Origin of the sequence: Collinsella sp. Sow4_E3, from assembly GCF_052116285.1 — a bacterium.
In the GTDB taxonomy this organism is placed as follows: domain Bacteria; phylum Actinomycetota; class Coriobacteriia; order Coriobacteriales; family Coriobacteriaceae; genus Collinsella.
The window spans coordinates 1-12,840 of sequence record NZ_JBQKLJ010000027.1; the positions used below are offsets into that span (position 1 = coordinate 1).

Below are 12,840 nucleotides of genomic sequence, written 5' to 3' on the forward strand. Positions count from 1 at the left end.
GAATTGCAGTATTGCTAATCGTATTCGGATTAGGACTGCTAGTAGGCGGAGATTTTAATCCGATTATCCAAAATGTATATATCGGCTTATTCATCATTTGGACACTGTTTTATGATCTGGCACTTGAAGATAGAGAGGTAAATAAATGACAAGGAAAGAAAAATTACAGCAAACGAAAAAACTTGCTGATTTATGGTACCAGCAACAAAAAAATCAGATATACATTGCGCAACAAAAAGAGCGCAGAGGTGTTGCATGACGACAAAAAAGCGACTACGCCGCCAAGCAAATAGTCGCATACAAAAATATACTAAGAAAATTATATCACAGAAATGAGGTCTTGTGAATGAATCGTAGTGAAGCAGATGCGCTAGATCAATTTTTAACAGAGTCGTCAGAAGAATTACAGAAAATCGAACCAGAATGGGAATATGACGAGGAGGAAGATATCCGTGGCAACACTTTATGAACTTAGCAACGATTATTTAAAAGTTTTGTCATTAGCTGAAGAGCTTGATGATGGAACATTAAAAGATACGTTAGATAGTATTAGCGATTCAATCGATTTAAAAGTAGAAAACACAGCAAAAGTAGTTAAAGAACTTGAGAGCAACATATCTATTGTTGAAAAAGAAATCAAACGGCTACAGTCACGAAAAACAACGCTTTCTAACAATGTAAAGAACCTAAAAGGATATCTGCAAGATGAAATGGAAAAGGTCGGCAAAACGAAAATCAAGGGCGAATTATTCAATGTAGGAATTCAAAACAATCCAGTTTCCGTGAATATTATAGACGAAAAATTAATTCCTATTGGCTTTTTAATTCCTCAACCTCCAAAAGTTGATAAAACAGCTTTGAAAGAAGAACTGAAACATGGGGAAATCAAAGGTGCGGAATTAGTTCAAACTAAGAGTTTGAGAATTAGATAGGAGGTTTCAATATGGAAATAAAAAAGGCTAAACGTGAAAAAATAAAAGTTCCTATCATGATAACTGGCGCAAGTGGTAGTGGAAAAACAGTAAGTGCGTTGTTTATTGCTAAAGGAATTATTGAAAAAATGCATTCAGACTTATCAGAACAAGAACAATGGGAAAAAATAGGTGTCATTGACACTGAGCACAAACGATCGTTGTTATATGCTGATTCAACTATTGGGAATGTCGACATAGGGGAATTTTTGCATATTGATTTTGAAGCACCATTTACTGTACAGCGATATATACAGGCTTTTAATTTATTCAAACAAGCTGGGGTTGAGGTGGTGATAGTCGATTCTCTAACACATGCTTGGAGTGGTGAAGGTGGCATTTTAGAACAAGTAGAAAACCATCAGAGAGGCAACTCTAAAAATCAAATGTTGGCTTGGAATAAAGTAAAACCATTAGAGAAAGAATTTCTTAAGTTAGTAACAGGAAATTCAATGTATGTGATTGGAACGTCTAGAAGTAAGCAAGCCTACGACATGGAAAAAAATGAACAAGGTAAAACACAAGTAGTAAAACTAGGGTTGAAACCTGATCAAAAAGATAGTTTGGAATATGAATTTGCTATCGCTTTACGTATTGATCAGGACCACATAGCGGAAGCTACAAAAGATAACTCAAATATGTTTAATATGCCTTTTAAAATAACAAAAGAAGTAGGCGAAAAAATATATGAATGGAGTAGCGAAGGAATAGATTTAGAAAAATTAAAAGATGAATTAATTAGTAGTATTACAGAACTTGCTACACAATCTGAAAATCATGAAATATGTTTAAAGAGTTGCACAGCAAGATTAACAACGTACCTTTAAAAAACGTAAAAACTAAAGTTCTTGAGCGTATGAAAGAAATGTTAGAAAAGATTGAAGTTCCTACTGTAGAACAACAAAGTGAAAACGAACTCGATGAAGAACAAACAGAATTATTTGACGAGGCAAATCCTCCGATTGCAAATGATTTTGAAAAGAAGTGATTGAATGATTGGGAAAATCATAAAACATAAAGGGAATATGTTGGCCATCGAATTTGAGGATGAAATAAATTCAAATTTTCTCGAACTTCTGGCTAATAACGATGATAATTTAGCGAAAGTTGAATTCTTAGATAATCGACAGATGTCTCAAAAACAGAATGCACTTTCTCACGTTCTAATAGCCGATGTGGCACGTTGGAGCTATGACGAACCTAAATGGATTGAAAGTGTCTTGAAATACTACTACGAGGCTAAGAGTGGTGTTTATTTTGAACATAGTCGAGCTACCAAGAATGAAGCGACGGAGTGGATCGGTTTCTTGATTGAGTTCATTTTGAAAAACGATATACCACTGGAAAAAAGATACCAATACTTGCTTGAAAATAACAAATGGTTTTATTACTGCCTGAAATATCGCAAGTGCTGTATTTGCGGTAAGCATGCTGACGTTTGCCATATTGAAGTTGTTGGTATGGGGCGTAATCGCAAAAAGATTAATCATGAGACATTCACATTTTATGCAGGATGTCGTCAGCACCATCAAGAGGAGCACCAAATAGGTACTAAGAACTTCTTGAATAAGTATCAAATAAAACCAGTCAAACTAAATATTGAGGAACGCAAGAAATTAAATATAGGAGGATAACCAATGAATGAACATAGAGGCTTTTATGCTATCATTCCAGCCATTGTCCGCTACGATAACCAATTAAATGGGAATGCAAAGCTATTATATGGAGAGCTGACAGCATTAGCAAATGAAAGAGGCTACTGCTGGGCAACAAATCAATACTTTGCCAGACTATACAACGTTAGCAAACGGACGATCATATCATGGATGAAGCAATTAGAAAAACGAAAATATATAAAGATACAAGTCTTTTACAAACCAGATAGCAAAATTGTAGATCGTAGACATATTTATATATTGCCTTTTCCAACTGATACAGAATTCTACACCCCTAGTGAAGAAAATTTCATCACCTATGGAAAAAATCATCACGAGGGTGGTGAAGAAAATTTCACTACCCCTGGTGAAGAAAACTTCACAGAGAATAATACATTAATTAATAATACAAAGAATAATACATTGAATAAAAAGAATAGTGTTGAGCCAAGCTCAACCATGTCCGAATTATTCGAAAAAGTTTGGAAAACTTATCCAAAGAAAACCAACAAGAAAAAAGCTAGAGAACAATTTTTAAAGAAGTTCAAGACGGAAGAAGATTTAGAGTCGTTTAAAAAAGGATATAAAGACTATCTTGCGTATATTAAATTAAACGATTGGTACCATCCACAAGAATTGTTTCGTTGGATCCGTGATGATCGTTATAACGATGAATATGATTTATCTCAAACAAATAAACTGCCAGCCTATTCTAAGGTGCCAATGAGACAAGAAAAGTTACCTGAATGGGCTAACAATCAGAAGCAAGAAGAAGAGAAACTTTCGTCAGAGGAACAAGCTGAGCTTGATAGACAAATAAAAGAATACTTGGAGGGTAAATGATGAATGAATTAGTTAAATTAATTGAGAAATGGGCAAGAGAAAAAAATCTAGATATCGCAGAGCCTGAGAAACAAATGCTAAAAGTGGTTGAAGAAGTCGGAGAAGTCGCAGCAGCATTAGCAAGAAATAATAAAAATGATTTAAGGGATGGTATCGGTGATGTTGTTGTGACACTAGTTATTCTTGCTATGCAAAATGATATGGATTTATACGAATGTCTGAACCAAGCGTATAACGAGATTAAAGATCGTAAGGGAAAAAATGTCAATGGTGTGTTCGTTAAGGAGAGTGATTTGAATGATAAATAATGTGGTATTAGTCGGAAGATTGACAAAAGATCTTGATTTACGCTACACCGCAAGTGGTTCTGCAGTTGGAAGCTTTACTCTTGCTGTGAACCGTAACTTTACAAACCAAAACGGCGAACGAGAAGCGGATTTTATCAACTGTGTAATTTGGCGTAAGCCTGCTGAAACAATGGCTAATTATGCTCGCAAAGGAACATTATTAGGAGTTGTTGGCAGAATTCAAACTCGTAATTATGACAACCAACAAGGCCAACGTGTCTATGTGACTGAAGTTATTTGCGAGAGTTTCCAATTATTAGAGCCAAAAAGCGCCAATGAGAATAGAAATAGCATTCAGACGTCACAGAATGACGGTACAAGCGTTCAAAACAATTTCGAGGGGAATTATGCTACAAATCAAAATAAAGGCTTAAATCAGCAAAATAACAGCCAACAAATGTCGTTTGGTGGAGATGTAGATCCGTTCGCAGGCGCAGGTAATTCAATCGACATTAGCGATGATGATTTGCCGTTCTAGGAGGTTAAAGTATGAACAGTGTAATTTTTGAAGATATAGCACGTATTCAAGCTGAAAAAAAGCAAAAGCGGAAAGAAATGCTCAAGCTAATGAATGAGAATCCGGACTGGTATAAACATCCAAAAAGCATGGTCTATCGTCAAATTAAATTGCTTGGTAAGGATATTGGTGAGCAAACAATGGATAAATCTAAACCAATCAGCTCAATTGATAAAGACAAGTTCACCATTCAAGAATATTTGTATTTGCAGTGGGTTGGTTATTCAGTGAATGCAATCATAGAAGCGTTAGGAATGCCTAGAAACAAATTCTGGGAATATAAAGCTGAACATTTAAATTTTAAATTAGATTTATGAAATGAAAGTGAGTGTTCATTTTGCTGGAGATTTATTACACGCCAACATCCGCACTAATAGCGGATGCATTGGCTAAAACATATGAAATCGTTTCTTTAGAAACAGCTAGAAATATTTCCAAGAAATTTAAGGCTAGTTTAAAGCAGAAAACGGACCTTTATGTGATTGAGGGAATTTTGATTGATGCTGGTTATAAAAAAGAGCCAGTGAATTTGTGAGAAAGGAGTGGAGGTTTGGTCGACCACAAAGAATTCTTTACTCCTTTGAAATTATGCAGAGAGAAACGAAAATACAATTATTTAACGATCATTTTCAAAATTATAAACGGTATGGCATACCGAAAGCGCAATTAGTTATTGCAGACATTCCTTATAACTTAGGTAAAAATGCATACGCATCAAGTTCTGCATGGTATGAAGGCGGAAAAATTGAAAATGGAGAATCGAATAAAGCGAATAAAAGCTTTTTTGACACCGATGAGAATTTTAGAATATCAGAATTTATGCATTTTTGCTCAAAAATGTTAAAGAAAGAACCTAAAGAAGTTGGAAAAGCGCCAGCTATGATAGTATTTTGCGCCTTTCAACAGCTTCAAATGGTGATTGACTATGGTAAAAAGTACGGCTTTAACAATCACATTCCACTAGTTTTTATTAAGAAGTCCAGTCCTCAAGTATTAAAAGCGAATATGAAAGTTGTGGGAGCTACAGAATATGCGCTCGTTCTTTATAGAGAAAAACTTCCGAAATTCAATAACGACGGCCGTATGGTTCTAAATTGGTTTGAATGGGAAACGGATAACAGCTATCCAAAAATACATCCGACCCAGAAACCAATACCTGTTATTAAACGATTAATTGAAATTTTTACAGATTATGGAGATGTTGTAATTGATCCATGTGCTGGCAGTGGTTCTACGCTTAGAGCGGCTGCAGAACTTAATAGAAATGCTTATGGTTTTGAAATAAAGAAAGAGATGTATGAAGCTTCTCAGGAAAAAATGTTGTCAAATATCCCAATGGGGCTATTTATATGAACTGAAGAACAGCTGTCATTATTTTAGAAAGCGAGTGAAGAAGATGATTCCAAAGTTTAGAGCGTGGGATAAGCGAGAAAACACAATGAGAGATGTAGCTGTCTTACATTTTACTAAAGGTGGTAAGGTCAACAGTATCGAATATTGGAAGACACCTTCCGAATTGAAATCATATCATGTACGAAATTTAGTCCTCATGCAATCAACTGGATTGAGAGACAAGAACGGCGTTGAAATTTTTGAGGGTGATATTGTTTCAGTAAGAAACCATCCATTTCAGAAAACAGAAAGCAGCGTTGGGATTGAAATAGATGGTGATTATAAAGTGTCTTGGAATGAATATGATTTAACTTGGTGTGCTGGAAATCTTTTGTTAGCAAGAATAAAGCCTTATGTAACTGTTATTGGAAATGTTTATGAGGATGGTGATCTTTTAAATGACAGTGAAGATACAAAAAGAAATTAAATTCAAAAACAAGTGTAGCTGCCTAGTCGATGAAGAAGAGTTATCGAATGCAATTCTGTGGTATCAAAAATCACCAACTTTAGGAAATAAGACCATTTATTTACACGGGAAATATCCAGCAGTTTCTATTGGAGACGAAAAAATTCATGTCCATAGGTTGTTAATGCAGTATTGGCTGAAAATAAGATTACCCTTTCATGCTAGTGTACATCACTTAAATGAAAATAAACTAGATGCAAGAAAATCGAATCTCAGCGTGATGATAAACAGCGGACATAACAGCAAGCATAATAAAGGAAAAGTTCTTTCTCAATCAACAAAGGCAAAAATATCAGCAGCCAATAAAAAAAGAAAAGGAATGAAATTCAAGAAAAGAAGAAATATTCCAGCAAATGAGTTGAAAGATTTATTGAAATTCGGGTTTTCTAAAAATTATATTGCTAATCTTTACCAAGTAGATTGGACGACAATCAGAGCTAGAATCCACGAGAACCCAGATTTATTGGAGGTCAAATAAATGGCAATTAAAGGAAGAAGCAAGTTTGACTTTGAAGTGTTTAATGGAGATTTCAATAATTGGATGGGCTTCAATAAACAAAAATATACCAGGGAACAAGCAATAGAGGAATGGCGGTCAGAACTAATGCTTGAGGAAAACACACCTTACATTGTTGAAGATGCATTTGTTAGATATCGTTTCGGAGTAGACGAAGACAATGAGAACCGTAGTTGCTGGTGGTTAGAATGGCGAGATTGTGGTCATAGGTCTGTGCCTGTTTGGTCCATTAGAACGCCTTTTCCGTGGGAATTGGAGGGAGCAGAATGAGCTTTAAAGAAGCTTTCAAGGATGAATATGTTGAAATTGACATAAGCAATAACGAAGAAGCAAAAGCTTTCTTTGAAGAAAATGTATATAAAAGGGAAAGAGAAATATTAAAGAAGTCAGAGGGCTTGCTTAAATGTATTGAGGAGAAAGCGGAATGAGTTATGAAAATTACAAAAATTGTGTTGAAGAGGTAAAAGACAAGAACGGTAAAGTAATTAAATATCATGACGTTGTTCGAACGTTACGAGGTGAAATTTTATTAGTCGGTTTTGGAGTAAATCACCATCATAAAACAAAAGGTTTGAATGCCTTTAATAATTTTATTGGTGCTCATGATTGGTTAGATGTTTACCCAGATGGAGAATTAGAAATCCTAGGAAATGTTGACTTTTTTGGGAGGGGCAGCGATGAATAAACAAGAATTTATTGAAACGTTAGAAAGTTTAGAACGTGATTCATTCAACGAAAATTACAACGAAGGATATGATCAAGCAGTTCGTGACTGTTTAGCTGTAGCAAAACAACTAGACGAACCGAAAAAAGTCGTGGTACCGAAGTTCATGGCGGATTTTATAGAAGACGGCAACAATTACGATAAAATAGCGTTCTTAGTACATCAGAAGTATTTAGGTATCAACTCGCTCATGAGAGAATGTCCTGTTAAAGACTGGCTTATGTCTGTTGACTATGAAACTGTATTAAGTTTAGTCAACGGCTACGAAGTCGAGAAAGAGCAATTGTATTATGTTTTATTGCCAGAGATGGGAGAATATGAATCGAAATACTTTTTAGATCAAGACGGTGAACTGAGTGTAGATAATCAACTTTGTGAATATTATAAATTAACTGAACAAGAAATCAAATCAATTGACGAGCGCTATTGGCCGTTTGCTGTGAAGGTGGAGTAAGAATAGATGAAAGATAAGAAATTTTCACCTCTAACAATTATTTGTGTGATTATAGGCATATGCTGGATTGTTTCAATTGTGGGAATCGGATATTTTATTTCACATCCAGAAATAATTGGACACTGGTTTAGTCGTTTAATAAGTGGGTTTAAATAGTTTTGAAACCAATGTATTTTAGTTTTTACAATCGATAGTATAAAAAACTACCTAGTTTCCGCTAGGTAGTTCTGTAAGAAATAATATTAAGTTTATTTTTTATAGTATTTTTATACCAAACCCATTATAAAAAATCAAGTATAAAAAAGCCAACCGACCACTGGTTGACTAAGAAGAATATTTTACCAGAAAAGTGGTAGCTTGTGATATGTGAGGTTACTTTGCCCCAAACATTGGTCACAATAAAAATATTTTATCATAAATAGAAAAACTCAACTAGTTTTTTCTAGTCGAGTTTTCCAGATGACATCACTCAAGATGAATTGAGTTGTCTATATTATATCATGATGAAATAAGAAATTTCAATAAAAGTAAATAAAAAAAGCCGGATTGCTCCGACTGTGAGTAATATTTTCGACATAGTTATTATACCACAAAAGGAGCGATTTCACTTGATTCAATTGCTAAAAGAAGTAGATTTTCGACAAACAAAAGCGAATGCCAGAAATGTGTTGAAGAATTTTAGACGTTTAGAGCGAATAGCTGGTCGCTCTTTGATAGATTTAAAATCACCAATTATTACAGATATGCCTAAAAGCCAAAGTCACGGGAACAAAGCAGAAGATGCACTGGTACAATTAGCAGATGCAGAAGCAGAAAGAGATGCAATTTTATCTGCGCTTATGGCATTAAGCCTAACTAGCAGACAAATTTTACATTATAGTTTTTGTGTGCAGGACCGTTACTCTAATTACAAGATAGCTAGGGAAGTTGGCTATTCTGAAAGAAGTATTCAACGAATGAAATCAGAGGCTTTAATTGAATTTGCCGAAGCGTATCGAAATGGAAAAATAATTGCATATAAATAAAATTTTTGGCGGTTTTTTGGCGGAAAGTTGGCGGTTTTTATCAATATTTAGATGTTATTATGGTAATGTCGAAAGATAAGGAGACGAGGTAAGGCATGCATTACCTATCTTAGCTCCGTTTCGCTTATCTTTGGAGGCTACCTATAAAAATAAAGAATAAGGATGTGGAAAGTCCAGTTCTTTCTGTCTCGTTTAGTCTAGGTAGCAAATATTGCAATAAACTTGGCATAAAGCTTACACGTAGACGTACGCCGAAAGCACTTGTCAAGATAGCGCTATGTAGTTTGCAATGATCACTCACAAATCATACGTTCTCAAAAATAAAGGAATGGAGGGAATTCCTCTCTCTTTTTTCTACAGGTTTGTGAGTGATTACTATTAAAAATTGAAAAATCAATAGATTTAAACCTAGTGAAGAGCATTTGAACAATGTGCTAGGGTAGTATGGGATAAGTCGATAACTAAAATGAATTGGGATACTGATTGATTTTAGTGGTGGATTTTACAGCAATGTAAAAAGGACTAATAGTAAAAGCTATTAATCGCAAAGTACTACGTGGAATTTGCGCAGGTGTAAGGTACGAAACTTTCGGGCGTGACAATAGACGCTCCAGTGGAGAATAATCTAAGTTAGGTGGAAGTGTGAGAAGCTTGGCAGACCTTAGAAATCTCAAACCAAGCGCTTTGCAGAGAAACTGAGAAATCAGTGTTTAACGAAAGAAGTCGGTACGAGTAGCTTAATGCAGCAATTTATTTACAGATGACAAATAATAAAAATGGGACTCTTATGTAAATGCTGAATGTTCAAGTGAAAGTTATTAGCCAGTAGAGCTAGATCATACAGAAAAAGCAAAGAGAAGCTATTGGGTAGCGCCTGATAGTTCAGCCTCTTTGGGTATGTGACTGAATAACACTGTAAACAAAGGAAGCAGGAAGAAAAGCCTAAATCTGTTGATTTTTGAGTTTTTAATGAGGCATATTGTCTAGTTAATTATTATGAAAGGACTGAGTGAAATTGAAAACATGTAAAGAAAAATTGCAAGAACTTTTGGGAAATAAAGATTTAACTTTTGTAGAATGGTCGCAAATGAATGAAGAAAAGGGCGATGGTTTTACAGAAGTTGAGGTAACTTTTAAGTATAAAGTAAAAACTCCTGTTAAAGAATAACAGGAGCTGAAATTTTAGAATTTAGGCAAACTCAATAAATTATCTTTTATAGTATGGTTTGCTTTTGTTCTAATATAAGGTGGAAATCATCCAAATGGCGGAAAGGAGTTAAACATAATGTTAAAACAAAATTATGACGGATTTAGTAAAGATGAATTAATTAAACTTATTGAACATCAGCATTTGGAATTAATACAAAAAGAAGCTGTATGTAGGGAATATAAAAAGCATCTCGAAGAAGTAATTGAGCATCACTCGGTAGAAAAATATCAATCGATTGTTCAAAAAAATAGAGAAGCAGTAGAAACTGCTCCTCAGGTCATTTAGCCTTTGTGACATGAATAACAACAATAAAAACAACCATCAAAATTTTTGGACGGATGCTCGTTACTTGCTCTTGCAATAGCATCTTTACAATTGTCTTCGACACCAATATAAGTTCTGTTTAAAACATCTGGAAGAAATGAACAATCTACTGTATGAACTTCATGGCGATTGTTTTCGTCAACATTATTGTTAAAATAATATAGTGGCATATGTATCACCTCCTTGATTATATTATATCGAATGTGTATAATTTCACAATATGAAAAATTATCGCTGTGGCGGAATAGGTAGACGCTCGTACGTGAGATTAGACATTGGAACAACGTATAAGTTCGTATGTAGGGCTTTGGGCCATCGGGTAAATCTAATCATGCAAGGTGCAAATCCTTGCCAGCGATATTGAGATTACGGTAGACAATCTCAAAAAATGGCATAATGTAATTGATACTTTCGGTTGGCGTGAAGCATCTGGGATGCAACGAGCATATAGCGAGATAAGAGGCAGGTTCGATTCCTGTCACGCCAATAGGTAGCTTTGCTACTTAAATAAAAGAATCGTCAATAGATGTTTCTGCTACATTCACGATGAGGCACTAGCTTAAAAGTGCCTCTTTTTGTTTGGAGGTATTGTTATGTTTAAGTTATTTGAAATCATTAAGCAGGAAGATTCAAGAAAATTAAATCATTTGAAAAAAGAATTAAAGCAGACTACTCAACGTAAATGAGTGGTCTTTTTATTATTTGCATAATCAGTTATCCTGTATATATAAATTTATAAAGGAGATAACTATTATGGGAGAGAAAGCAAATGCAGTTAAAAATTTTTTGTTTGAAAATATTTTGTCAATAGTAACTGAACATGGAAAAGATTTTCTAAAAGAAAATGCTCTACCTTTATTGACAAATGAAATTGCGAAGCAAGGGGGTGATCTATTGATTGATTACGGAGCTAGTTTGATACCTGGTATTGGGGGAGCTATAACTGAGTTTAGGACGAATAAGAAAATAAGAAACTTAGAGGTTATGGCTCAAGCGATTAATAGAAGAAACGAAGAACTGAAGGAAAAATTTGAAAAACAGTCTTTAGACAATAAGGAAGTTTTAGACGAAATATTCGAAATGGTCATGAAGAAAATTGAATCTACTAATCAAGCAGAAAAAATTGAATTTATGATTAATGGCTACTCAGAGTTTTTGAATTTGGAGAATCCATCTTTTGATGTAGCTTATTTATATTTTGATACGCTTGATAAATTGACTATTTTAGATATTTCAGTTCTTAAATTGTCATATAAAACTAATACATTTAATGATATCGATGGATTCAATAACTATACAGAGTTATTAGAAGCATTTGACATCAATTATGATCAATATGTTGCAGTTAGAGAAAACTTATATCGGTTAGGCTTAATGCAAAATGAATACGATGATAAGCTTGCAAAAGACATAAAAAAAATGCAAATTGCCATTGAGGAAATTAGAAATTCTACAGAGAGCATATTAAATTCTTTGTCTGGGAAAAGAAAAATAAAATTGAAAAGTCTAACTAATAAAAGTAAGATAAGTCTTAAAGCAAAGGATAGATTGAAAATATCAAAATTTGGAAAAGATTTTATACGCTTTTTTGTTATCAATAATCAAGAAAAATAGATCACTTATTTAGTGGTCTTTTTTTGTACATAAAAAAGCCACTAGACTATGGGATCTAGTGGCTAGGTAGCAAAAACTCATGTTACTTCTGGGGAAGAATCATAAGTAGGTTTTTAATATACATTTAGGGGTGATATGCTACCCGAGTAAAGTATACCAGATATTTGTATTACAGGGAATGATTATTTTGTACAAAAAACCGCTAGAACAAAGGTTCTAACGGCTGGGCAGGTATATAAAGACTGTTGAAAGAATTTTAAACCGCAAAATCTAAATTCAAAGCAAGGAGTCGCTACCCACTTAAAGTATAGCAAATACAACTAGAAATGAACAGAGATTGCATTGTTTTAAATGATTTAATATCTTTATTTTTATTTAGTTTATTTTAGATTGGAGGGGATTTTTTGAAACTTAATAAAAAGCATCAAAAAGCAATAGAATTACTGTTTGAAGGTTCTTTAAAGCGTAGAGAAATCGCCGAAGAACTAAATATAAGCGAACAGACGTTGTACAATTGGCTGAAAGATGAAAAATTTACCAACGCATATGATGAGTATGTAAAGATGATAATGGGTAAATCTTCTGGTAAAGCACTTCACACTATGCTTAAGCTAATGAGCGCTAGATCTGAGATGGTACGCTTTAATGCAGCTAAGGACATCCTAGATAGAAGTGGTTATACCCCAGTGAATAAACAGCAAGTGGAAATTTCGGAAACACCATTGTTTGTTGATGATATCGGTGATGATGATGGTTAAGAAAAAACTATCAGAATTATTAC

General features: G+C 34.2%; 22 protein-coding genes and 1 pseudogene. 22 read left to right on the forward strand and 1 reads right to left on the reverse strand.

Annotation, left to right across the window (positions count from 1 at the left end; all coding sequences use genetic code 11):
- Positions 1-346 precede the first annotated feature (346 nt).
- The 19 genes from ACTQ48_RS10335 to ACTQ48_RS10425 all read left to right on the forward strand — a co-directional run bounded on the left by ACTQ48_RS10335 (position 347) and on the right by ACTQ48_RS10425 (position 10,079).
- A complete protein-coding gene (locus tag ACTQ48_RS10335; RefSeq protein ID WP_280212199.1) occupies positions 347-469 on the forward strand; it encodes a hypothetical protein in 123 nt (40 codons plus the stop codon).
- Positions 453-932 (forward strand): siphovirus Gp157 family protein, encoded by a 480-nt coding sequence (locus ACTQ48_RS10340; protein ID WP_002381628.1) that lies wholly within the window; start codon positions 453-455, stop codon positions 930-932. The genes ACTQ48_RS10335 and ACTQ48_RS10340 overlap by 17 nt, the downstream gene beginning before the upstream one ends.
- 11 nt (positions 933-943) lie before the next feature.
- The gene (locus tag ACTQ48_RS10345; protein WP_441570845.1) at positions 944-1,798 is read left to right on the forward strand and encodes an AAA family ATPase; all 855 of its coding nucleotides are present in this window, start codon (positions 944-946) and stop codon (positions 1,796-1,798) included.
- 29 nt (positions 1,799-1,827) lie between these two features.
- The gene (locus tag ACTQ48_RS10350) at positions 1,828-1,959 is read left to right on the forward strand and encodes a hypothetical protein (RefSeq protein WP_002414631.1); all 132 of its coding nucleotides are present in this window, start codon (positions 1,828-1,830) and stop codon (positions 1,957-1,959) included.
- 4 nt (positions 1,960-1,963) lie between these two features.
- A complete protein-coding gene (locus ACTQ48_RS10355; protein ID WP_010783684.1) occupies positions 1,964-2,605 on the forward strand; it encodes a putative HNHc nuclease in 642 nt (213 codons plus the stop codon).
- A gap of 3 nt (positions 2,606-2,608) precedes the next feature.
- On the forward strand, positions 2,609-3,469 hold the full coding sequence (locus ACTQ48_RS10360; protein WP_441562950.1) for a helix-turn-helix domain-containing protein: 861 nt from the start codon (positions 2,609-2,611) through the stop codon (positions 3,467-3,469).
- Positions 3,466-3,777, forward strand: a complete 312-nt coding sequence (locus tag ACTQ48_RS10365) for a MazG-like family protein (RefSeq protein ID WP_002398571.1) — start codon at positions 3,466-3,468, stop codon at positions 3,775-3,777. Before ACTQ48_RS10360 ends, ACTQ48_RS10365 begins: the two co-directional genes overlap by 4 nt.
- Entirely contained in the window at positions 3,767-4,294 is a 528-nt protein-coding gene (gene ssb / locus ACTQ48_RS10370; protein WP_375856349.1) for a single-stranded DNA-binding protein, read from the forward strand. Before ACTQ48_RS10365 ends, ssb begins: the two co-directional genes overlap by 11 nt.
- 11 nt (positions 4,295-4,305) lie before the next feature.
- Complete coding sequence (locus tag ACTQ48_RS10375) at positions 4,306-4,650, forward strand: hypothetical protein (RefSeq protein WP_441549956.1); 345 nt, start codon at positions 4,306-4,308, stop codon at positions 4,648-4,650.
- A gap of 11 nt (positions 4,651-4,661) precedes the next feature.
- Positions 4,662-4,868: a hypothetical protein gene (locus tag ACTQ48_RS10380; RefSeq protein WP_441549955.1), complete on the forward strand. Its 207-nt coding sequence runs from the start codon at positions 4,662-4,664 to the stop codon at positions 4,866-4,868.
- Positions 4,865-5,686, forward strand: a complete 822-nt coding sequence (locus ACTQ48_RS10385) for a DNA-methyltransferase (protein WP_441549954.1) — start codon at positions 4,865-4,867, stop codon at positions 5,684-5,686. Before ACTQ48_RS10380 ends, ACTQ48_RS10385 begins: the two co-directional genes overlap by 4 nt.
- A gap of 43 nt (positions 5,687-5,729) precedes the next feature.
- On the forward strand, positions 5,730-6,152 hold the full coding sequence (locus ACTQ48_RS10390; RefSeq protein ID WP_441029654.1) for a YopX family protein: 423 nt from the start codon (positions 5,730-5,732) through the stop codon (positions 6,150-6,152).
- A complete protein-coding gene (locus ACTQ48_RS10395) occupies positions 6,124-6,669 on the forward strand; it encodes a hypothetical protein (RefSeq protein WP_441549953.1) in 546 nt (181 codons plus the stop codon). The genes ACTQ48_RS10390 and ACTQ48_RS10395 overlap by 29 nt, the downstream gene beginning before the upstream one ends.
- On the forward strand, positions 6,670-6,978 hold the full coding sequence (locus ACTQ48_RS10400) for a hypothetical protein (protein ID WP_002380822.1): 309 nt from the start codon (positions 6,670-6,672) through the stop codon (positions 6,976-6,978). It begins immediately after the preceding gene.
- On the forward strand, positions 6,975-7,136 hold the full coding sequence (locus ACTQ48_RS10405) for a hypothetical protein (protein WP_010774952.1): 162 nt from the start codon (positions 6,975-6,977) through the stop codon (positions 7,134-7,136). Before ACTQ48_RS10400 ends, ACTQ48_RS10405 begins: the two co-directional genes overlap by 4 nt.
- Positions 7,133-7,393 carry a hypothetical protein gene (locus ACTQ48_RS10410; RefSeq protein ID WP_002365172.1) on the forward strand — a complete coding sequence of 87 codons (261 nt, stop codon included), beginning with the start codon at positions 7,133-7,135 and terminating at the stop codon, positions 7,391-7,393. The genes ACTQ48_RS10405 and ACTQ48_RS10410 overlap by 4 nt, the downstream gene beginning before the upstream one ends.
- Complete coding sequence (locus ACTQ48_RS10415) at positions 7,386-7,886, forward strand: DUF1642 domain-containing protein (RefSeq protein WP_441570847.1); 501 nt, start codon at positions 7,386-7,388, stop codon at positions 7,884-7,886. Before ACTQ48_RS10410 ends, ACTQ48_RS10415 begins: the two co-directional genes overlap by 8 nt.
- 608 nt (positions 7,887-8,494) lie before the next feature.
- Positions 8,495-8,911 (forward strand): ArpU family phage packaging/lysis transcriptional regulator, encoded by a 417-nt coding sequence (locus tag ACTQ48_RS10420; protein ID WP_192189386.1) that lies wholly within the window; start codon positions 8,495-8,497, stop codon positions 8,909-8,911.
- 1,009 nt (positions 8,912-9,920) lie between these two features.
- Entirely contained in the window at positions 9,921-10,079 is a 159-nt protein-coding gene (locus tag ACTQ48_RS10425) for a hypothetical protein (RefSeq protein WP_165442586.1), read from the forward strand.
- A 14-nt stretch (positions 10,080-10,093) separates the two neighbouring features.
- Here ACTQ48_RS10425 and ACTQ48_RS10430 read toward each other — a convergent pair.
- Positions 10,094-10,159, reverse strand: a pseudogene (locus ACTQ48_RS10430) (DUF3892 domain-containing protein); the annotation flags it as partial.
- A gap of 37 nt (positions 10,160-10,196) precedes the next feature.
- Here ACTQ48_RS10430 and ACTQ48_RS10435 point away from each other — a divergent pair.
- From ACTQ48_RS10435 to ACTQ48_RS10445, 3 genes are all read left to right on the forward strand, one after another.
- Positions 10,197-10,406 carry a hypothetical protein gene (locus tag ACTQ48_RS10435; protein ID WP_053085982.1) on the forward strand — a complete coding sequence of 70 codons (210 nt, stop codon included), beginning with the start codon at positions 10,197-10,199 and terminating at the stop codon, positions 10,404-10,406.
- 792 nt (positions 10,407-11,198) lie between these two features.
- The gene (locus ACTQ48_RS10440; RefSeq protein ID WP_048943042.1) at positions 11,199-12,059 is read left to right on the forward strand and encodes a hypothetical protein; all 861 of its coding nucleotides are present in this window, start codon (positions 11,199-11,201) and stop codon (positions 12,057-12,059) included.
- A 404-nt stretch (positions 12,060-12,463) separates the two neighbouring features.
- Positions 12,464-12,817, forward strand: coding sequence for a phBC6A51 family helix-turn-helix protein (locus ACTQ48_RS10445; RefSeq protein WP_064687107.1), 354 nt, complete (start codon positions 12,464-12,466; stop codon positions 12,815-12,817).
- Positions 12,818-12,840 lie beyond the last annotated feature (23 nt).

Coding starts and splice junctions, on each gene's coding strand:
- ACTQ48_RS10365 (WP_002398571.1), top strand. CDS start 3,466: ATGATGAATGAATTAGTTAAATTAATTGAGAAATGGGCAAGAGAAAAA.
- ACTQ48_RS10405 (WP_010774952.1), top strand. CDS start 6,975: ATGAGCTTTAAAGAAGCTTTCAAGGATGAATATGTTGAAATTGACATA.
- ACTQ48_RS10335 (WP_280212199.1), top strand. CDS start 347: ATGAATCGTAGTGAAGCAGATGCGCTAGATCAATTTTTAACAGAGTCG.
- ACTQ48_RS10410 (WP_002365172.1), top strand. CDS start 7,133: ATGAGTTATGAAAATTACAAAAATTGTGTTGAAGAGGTAAAAGACAAG.
- ACTQ48_RS10440 (WP_048943042.1), top strand. CDS start 11,199: ATGGGAGAGAAAGCAAATGCAGTTAAAAATTTTTTGTTTGAAAATATT.
- ACTQ48_RS10350 (WP_002414631.1), top strand. CDS start 1,828: ATGAAAGAAATGTTAGAAAAGATTGAAGTTCCTACTGTAGAACAACAA.
- ssb (WP_375856349.1), top strand. CDS start 3,767: ATGATAAATAATGTGGTATTAGTCGGAAGATTGACAAAAGATCTTGAT.
- ACTQ48_RS10400 (WP_002380822.1), top strand. CDS start 6,670: ATGGCAATTAAAGGAAGAAGCAAGTTTGACTTTGAAGTGTTTAATGGA.
- ACTQ48_RS10375 (WP_441549956.1), top strand. CDS start 4,306: ATGAACAGTGTAATTTTTGAAGATATAGCACGTATTCAAGCTGAAAAA.
- ACTQ48_RS10435 (WP_053085982.1), top strand. CDS start 10,197: ATGTTAAAACAAAATTATGACGGATTTAGTAAAGATGAATTAATTAAA.
- ACTQ48_RS10355 (WP_010783684.1), top strand. CDS start 1,964: ATGATTGGGAAAATCATAAAACATAAAGGGAATATGTTGGCCATCGAA.
- ACTQ48_RS10345 (WP_441570845.1), top strand. CDS start 944: ATGGAAATAAAAAAGGCTAAACGTGAAAAAATAAAAGTTCCTATCATG.
- ACTQ48_RS10395 (WP_441549953.1), top strand. CDS start 6,124: ATGACAGTGAAGATACAAAAAGAAATTAAATTCAAAAACAAGTGTAGC.
- ACTQ48_RS10360 (WP_441562950.1), top strand. CDS start 2,609: ATGAATGAACATAGAGGCTTTTATGCTATCATTCCAGCCATTGTCCGC.
- ACTQ48_RS10415 (WP_441570847.1), top strand. CDS start 7,386: ATGAATAAACAAGAATTTATTGAAACGTTAGAAAGTTTAGAACGTGAT.
- ACTQ48_RS10390 (WP_441029654.1), top strand. CDS start 5,730: ATGATTCCAAAGTTTAGAGCGTGGGATAAGCGAGAAAACACAATGAGA.